Source organism: Cellulomonas sp., from assembly GCF_035634735.1.
Classification (GTDB): Bacteria; Actinomycetota; Actinomycetes; order Actinomycetales; family Cellulomonadaceae; genus Cellulomonas.
This window is the reverse complement of the sequence record NZ_DASQCJ010000140.1, coordinates 1-5,735: the sequence shown is the minus strand read 5'-3', so window position 1 is coordinate 5,735 and position 5,735 is coordinate 1. Positions and strand designations below refer to the sequence as shown.

8 protein-coding genes are annotated in these 5,735 nt (G+C 79.0%); 4 read left to right on the top strand and 4 right to left on the bottom strand.

Annotation, left to right across the window (positions count from 1 at the left end; all coding sequences use genetic code 11):
- Nucleotides 1-3: 3 nt before the first annotated feature.
- Nucleotides 4-351, bottom strand: coding sequence for a hypothetical protein (locus VER05_RS12340; protein WP_324845645.1), 348 nt, complete (start codon nt 349-351; stop codon nt 4-6).
- A gap of 141 nt (nt 352-492) precedes the next feature.
- Between VER05_RS12340 and VER05_RS12335 the strand changes: the two genes are divergently transcribed.
- A complete protein-coding gene (locus VER05_RS12335) occupies nt 493-1,119 on the top strand; it encodes a dihydrofolate reductase family protein (RefSeq protein WP_324845644.1) in 627 nt (208 codons plus the stop codon).
- 78 nt (nt 1,120-1,197) lie between these two features.
- Here VER05_RS12335 and VER05_RS12330 read toward each other — a convergent pair whose 3' ends face one another.
- Nucleotides 1,198-2,469, bottom strand: a complete 1,272-nt coding sequence (locus tag VER05_RS12330) for an MFS transporter (RefSeq protein WP_324845643.1) — start codon at nt 2,467-2,469, stop codon at nt 1,198-1,200.
- 82 nt (nt 2,470-2,551) lie between these two features.
- Between VER05_RS12330 and VER05_RS12325 the strand changes: the two genes are divergently transcribed.
- From VER05_RS12325 to VER05_RS12315, 3 genes are all read left to right on the top strand, one after another.
- Nucleotides 2,552-3,121: a TetR/AcrR family transcriptional regulator gene (locus tag VER05_RS12325; RefSeq protein WP_324845642.1), complete on the top strand. Its 570-nt coding sequence runs from the start codon at nt 2,552-2,554 to the stop codon at nt 3,119-3,121.
- A 112-nt stretch (nt 3,122-3,233) separates the two neighbouring features.
- Nucleotides 3,234-3,602, top strand: a complete 369-nt coding sequence (locus VER05_RS12320; RefSeq protein ID WP_324845641.1) for an HNH endonuclease — start codon at nt 3,234-3,236, stop codon at nt 3,600-3,602.
- Between the two features lie 51 nt (nt 3,603-3,653).
- Nucleotides 3,654-4,319: a class I SAM-dependent methyltransferase gene (locus VER05_RS12315; protein WP_324845640.1), complete on the top strand. Its 666-nt coding sequence runs from the start codon at nt 3,654-3,656 to the stop codon at nt 4,317-4,319.
- A 46-nt stretch (nt 4,320-4,365) separates the two neighbouring features.
- Here the strand turns inward: VER05_RS12315 and VER05_RS12310 are convergent, their stop codons facing one another.
- Together VER05_RS12310 and VER05_RS12305 are read right to left on the bottom strand one after the other, a co-directional pair.
- The gene (locus tag VER05_RS12310) at nt 4,366-5,001 is read right to left on the bottom strand and encodes a DUF6226 family protein (RefSeq protein ID WP_324845639.1); all 636 of its coding nucleotides are present in this window, start codon (nt 4,999-5,001) and stop codon (nt 4,366-4,368) included.
- Nucleotides 5,002-5,055: 54 nt separating this feature from the next.
- Entirely contained in the window at nt 5,056-5,403 is a 348-nt protein-coding gene (locus tag VER05_RS12305) for a hypothetical protein (protein ID WP_324845638.1), read from the bottom strand.
- Nucleotides 5,404-5,735: the final 332 nt, after the last annotated feature.

The window sequence follows — 5,735 nt, the reverse complement described above, 5'->3', positions numbered from 1 at the left end:
CGCTCAGGTCGGCGGCCGCTCCCCGCGGTACTCCGGCAGCCGCGGGTCGCGCCGCACGCGGCGGTACTCGCTGACCGCGACGACCACCCCGCACGCGATCACCACGGCCACGCACACCCAGAACAGCCCGGGCACCGGGTCGAGCGACCGGGTCACCACCACGCCGACCAGGGCGACCCCCGCGAGGACCGTGACCGCCTTCGACGCCGGCGTCATGTCCCGGATGCGGCGCCCCTCCTCGTGGAAGTCGGGCTGCCGGCCCGCGGTCGCGCGGCGCACGACGACCCGGGTCAGCAGCACGACGCCGAAGATGACCACGATGCTGACCAGGCCCCACGGGTCGAACCTCACGGCGGTCCTCCTCGGCTCCGGGTGCGCGTGCCGGCATCGTGGCGCGGGCGCAGCGCGTCGGCAACCGGGGCACCGGGGCGGGCCGCGGCGCGCGGGCCTACCCTCGACCCGACGACCCGCTGCGACGAGGGGGCCCCGGCGATGAGGCTGACGACGACCACGCACGTCTCGGTGGACGGCGTGCTGCAGGGCATGGGCGGCTCCCGCGAGGACACGCGCGGCGGCTTCACGCGCGGCGGGTGGGCGCTCGGCACCGGCGACCCCGCGGTCGGCGACCTGGTCGCCGCCGAGTACGGCGCCGCCGCGGCGTTCCTGCTCGGCCGGCGCACGTACGAGAACTTCGCCGGGTACTGGGGCGCGTTCGCGGACCCCGGGTCGCACCCGGTCGCCGCCGCGCTGCACGACCGGCCGAAGTACGTCGCCTCCACCACGCTGACCGACCCGGCGTGGGCCGGCACGACGGTCCTGGCGGGGGACCTCGCCGCGGCGGTGGGCCGGCTGCGGGCGGAGGGCGACGGCGACCTGCTGGTTCCGGGCAGCGGCGTCCTGGTCCGCTGGCTGCTCGCGCACGGCCTGGTCGACCGGATGACGCTGCTGGTCCACCCGGTGGTCGTGGGGCAGGGCGTCCGGCTGTTCCCGCAGGACGGCCCCGACCTCCGCCTGACCCTGGTGCGGTCCACGACGACGCCCGGGGGCGTCACCGTGCAGACGTACGAGCCCGCGGGCCGGCCGGAGTACGCCGGGTCGGCGCCGCACCCGGACGCCTGACCGTCGGGGACCGGGGGTGGACGGGACGCCTGGCACCGCCGCCCGGCGCGCGGGCGCGCTCCGCCGGCGCGGCGCGGGTCAGGCCGGCAGGTCGGCGCGCTCCCGGGGCCGGTCCGCCGCCGGGTCGGCGGGCCCACCGCGGCCGGGGGTGCGGGCCGCCGGGGTCAGGAAGGTCGCGGCGGCCACCAGGACCAGCACCAGGATCAGCGCGTGCCGCAGCCCGAAGTGGTCGCCGAGGAAGCCGAGCGCGGGCGGGCCGACGAGGAACGCCACGTACCCGATGGTCGCGGCGAGCGAGACCCGCGCGGTCGCGTCCTCGCCGGGCGCCGCCGTGTCGCCGGCCGCGGACAGCGCGACCGGGAACCCGAGCGACGCGCCGAGGCCCCAGAGCACGGCGGCGGCCCCGGCCACGGCCTGGTGGTCGACGAAGATCACGAGCGCCAGCCCGACCGCGCCGACGACGGCGCTCACCGCGAGCACGGCGGCGCGCCCGTACCGGTCGACGAACCGCCCGCCGACGAACCGGCCGAGCGTCATCGCGGCGGCGAACGCGGCGTACACCGCGGACCCCAGGGCGGCGTCGAACCCGTGGCCGTCGACCATGACCAGCGGCAGCCAGTCGTTGGCGGTGCCCTCGGCCAGCGCGAGCGCCAGGATGACGCCGCCGATCATGACGAGGCGGGTGTCGCGCCACACCGGGCGCCGCACGGTCGCCGGGGAGCCGGAGCCCGCGGTGCCGGGCCCCGCGGTTCCGGCGGCCTCCCCGCCGGCGGCCCGGACCCCGACGCCCGCCGGGATCACCCGGATCGCCGGGACCAGCGCCAGCGCCACGACGACCGCCACCACCGCCAGGTGCGCCAGGACCGGGAAGCCGACCGCCGTCAGCACCATGCCCGCCAGCGCGCCGACGACGGTGCCGAGGCTGAAGCAGCCGTGCATCGCGGGCATGGTCGAGCGACCCAGCCCGCGCTCGACCTCCGCGCCCTCGACGTTCAGGGCGATCTCGCCCCCGCCCATGCCGAGCCCGAACAGCGCGAGCCCGGCCGCGACCACCGGCCCCGACCCGAGCGCCGCCCCGACGCCGATCACGGCGGCGCCGAGGGCGACGGAGAGCGTCCCGGCCAGCATCACCGGGCGGGTGCCGCGCCGCGAGACCAGGGCGCCCGACGACAGGATGCCGACCATCGACCCGGCGGACAGGCCGAACAGGATCAGGCCCATCTCGGCGGTCGAGGCCCCGACCAGGTCGCGCACGTCGGGCGTGCGGGTGACCCAGGACGCGATCGTGAGGCCGGGCAGGAAGAACAGCAGGAACAGGGCGTTCCGGCGCGCGGTGAGGCTGGCGGGCACGGGCGGTTCTCCTCGGGCGGCTGGGCGAGACTGTACGAGCGTACACACTTCCGGGTGCGCCTCCGTCGGGGAGGATGGGCGCATGAGCGGCACGCGGCGGGAGGTCCCCAACGACCCGGGGCGCCGGGAGCGCATCCTCGACGCGGCGCTGGACGTCGTCGCCGCCGAGGGCGTGCACGGCACGACGCACCGCCGCATCGCGGCGCGCGCCGGCGTGCCGCTCGGCTCGCTCACCTACTACTTCGCGGGGCTCGACGAGATCCTCGCCGAGGCGTTCGCCCGGCTCGTGGACGCGATGTCGGCGTTCTACGGCCGGACGCTCGGCACCGCCGAGACCCGCGAGGAGGCCGAGGCGGCCGTCGTCGAGCTGATCTGCGGCCCGGCGTACGCGTCCGAGCGCGAGATGACCCTCATCTTCGAGATGTACGCGTACGCCAACCACGACCCGGCGGTCCAGGCGCTCGCGCGCGACTGGGTCCTGCGCAGCCGCGACACGCTGTCCCGGCACTTCCCGGAGGACGTGTGCCGGGCGCTCGACGTGCTCGTGGAGGGCTGGCCGATCCACCGCAGCTTCGACGCGGCGCCGACCGACCGGGCGCTCGTGGCGGCGACCGTGCGCGCGATCGTCGCGGGGCTGTCGGACCGGGCCTGACCGCGGGTCGCCCGGCGTCGGGCGGCCGCGACCGCCCGCGCCCCGTGCCGCCGCCCGCGCTTCCGTGCCTCCGCCCGCGCCCACCGGCCGCGGCGGACGTACCGTCGGGCGCATGACCACCGCCGGCCCGCGCGCCGAGCGCCTGCGCCTGGCCGTCGAGCGGGACGGGGCCCGGTGCGTCTGGTGCGGGCGCGCGTTCGGCCCGCTCGTGCCGCCGACCCGGGAGCACCTGGTGCCGCGCGCCAAGGGTGGGCCGTCGTGGCTCGAGAACGAGGTGCCCGCGTGCCGCCGGTGCAACGCCGAGCGCGGGCACCGCGGCGTCGTCGAGTGGCTCGAGGAGTGCGGGCGCCGCGGCTGGGAGCCGGACGGCGCGGCGGTGGCGCGCTCGCTGGACGCGCTCGCGGCGGCGATCGCGGAGCGGGGCGGGCAGCGCCGGGCGCGCGCGTACGTGGCGGCGCAGCTCCGGCGGCTGCGCCGCTGACACCAGGCGGTTCACGTCCGGCCGGCCCCCGTGGCGTGCCAGGGTGGACGCGTGCCGTCGTCGCTGCTCCGCTGGGTGGACCGCGTGAACGCCGCGCACCCGTGGAGCCACAACGACGCCTACCGCCGCTGGGTGCTGCGCCGGGTGCCCCGCGGCGCCGTGCGCGTGCTCGACGTCGGCTGCGGCACCGGCGGCCTGGTGCGGGCGCTGGCCGCGCGCGGGGCCGCGGCGCACGGGGTCGACGCCGACCCGCCGACGGTGGCGACGGCGCGGGCGCTCTCGGCGGGGCTCCCGGGTGCGACCTTCGCCGTCGCGGACGCGCTGCGCGTGGGCCCGCGGCCCCCGGGCGCCGACCGCCCGGGCTACGACGCCGTCACCGCGGTGGCGGTGCTGCACCACCTGCCGATGGCCGAGGCCCTGTCCCGCTGGCGGGCGTTGCTCCGGCCCGGCGGGGTGCTGGTGGTGGTCGGCTGCTACCGCGGGGCGACCCGGCGGGACCGCGCGGCGTCCGCGCTGGCGGTCCCGGTGAACCTCGTCGTCGGGCTGCTGCTCGGCCGCCGGGCCGCGGCCGCACGGGTCGCGATGGCCGCGCCGACCCGGGAGGCCGACGCCACCCTCGCGGACGTGCGCGCGGCGGCGGCCCGGCTGCTCCCTGGCGCCCGGGTGCGGCGGCGGCTGTTCTGGCGGTACACGCTGGTGCACCGCGAGCCGGCCTGATCGCGCCCGGCCGGGCCGCGCGCGGCACCAGGCACGACCGCCCCCGTCATCGCAGCGGCCAGGCCGCCCAGCCGTCCGGCACCGCCCCGAGCAGCCGCCGCGCCTCGCGCACCCGGCGCCGACCCGCGCGGTCCGGCGCCGCCCCGCCGCCCGAGGTGGACCGGTCTCCCGCGCGCAGCGCGTGCCCGGTGCCGGACCGCGTCACCCACTCCCGGTACCCGCCGCCGACCACCGCCGCGACGTGCCACTCCAGGTCGTCCGCGACGCCGGACCAGGACTCGTCGCACGCGTCGCAGCCGCACACCGGGAACGGGAAGTCCTGCAGCAGCCCGGCGTGGAGGACGACGCCCGGGTACGCCGTCCACACGACGGTGAGGGTCGCGGAGGTCGACCGTCGCGGGACGAGCCGCACGGCACGCACGGGCTCCGCCACGGGGAACCCCAGGTCGTCCGCGCACCCCGGGTCGTCCGTGACGTCGACCGCGTACCGCGCCCCGAGGTGCCGGACCAGCGCGTCGGCGACCTCGTGCAGCGGCGCGAACCGCCCCGGGTGGCTGTCGACGCCGTACGCCTCCGCCGGCGGGCCGTCGGGCCACCGCTCCCCGTACGGCACCGGCCGCCCGGCGGCGTCGACCGGCGCCGGCGCGCGGACCGCCGGGCGCGTGTAGCCGGTCAGCGGCACGGTCGCCTCCCCCGGGGTCGGTCCGGCACCGGGCGGGCCGGGATCCGTCGCACGCTACGCGCCGGCACCGGCACCGGTGCCCGCGCGGTCCGCGGCACGCACCAGAGCGACGTCGTCCTCGGTCACCCGCAGCAGGTCGCCCGGGCAGAGCCCCTCGTCCAGCTCGACGACCCGGCCGTCGGCGTACGAGACCGCGACCGGGGCCGCGTAGCACTCGGTGACGTCGAGCAGCACGGCGCCGCCGTCGGGCGTGACCTCCGACCGCTCGTCGTCGGCGAGCCGGACCGTCACGTCCGCCCCGGCGCGGTTCTCGATCTCGATGTCCTGGCCCGCGGCGCAGCCGGCGAGGGCGAGCAGCCCGACGACGACCCCCGCCACTGCTGCACCCCGGCCTGCCCGCATCGCGCCCTCCCCCGGCTCCGCGCCCCGTCGGGGCACCGACGCCCCGACCAGGGCGTCCCCGCCGACGGTAGGCGCCGGGCCGCGGCGCCGTCGGCCCGTTCCTGTGCCGATCCTGTGCGGATCCGGCGCGCGGGTGCCGCGTGCCGGTCCGGGGCGCGGGTGCGGACGCGCACCCCGCGGTGTGACGTACAGCACACCGTGCAGCGACCAACGGCCCGACCACGCGGCTGCTCCGAGGAGCAGCATCGGGAACGGCGGCGACGGCGCCGCCACCGCGGCCGACGTCCCCCGTCTCGGGGCTCGCCGGCCCCCGACGCGAGGAGGACGCGATG

Bases quoted from the DNA above. Each gene is read 5' to 3' on its own strand.
- VER05_RS12335 (WP_324845644.1), top strand. From the start codon at position 493: ATGAGGCTGACGACGACCACGCACGTCTCGGTGGACGGCGTGCTGCAG.
- VER05_RS12325 (WP_324845642.1), top strand. From the start codon at position 2,552: ATGAGCGGCACGCGGCGGGAGGTCCCCAACGACCCGGGGCGCCGGGAG.
- VER05_RS12305 (WP_324845638.1), bottom strand. From the start codon at position 5,403: ATGCGGGCAGGCCGGGGTGCAGCAGTGGCGGGGGTCGTCGTCGGGCTG.
- VER05_RS12320 (WP_324845641.1), top strand. From the start codon at position 3,234: ATGACCACCGCCGGCCCGCGCGCCGAGCGCCTGCGCCTGGCCGTCGAG.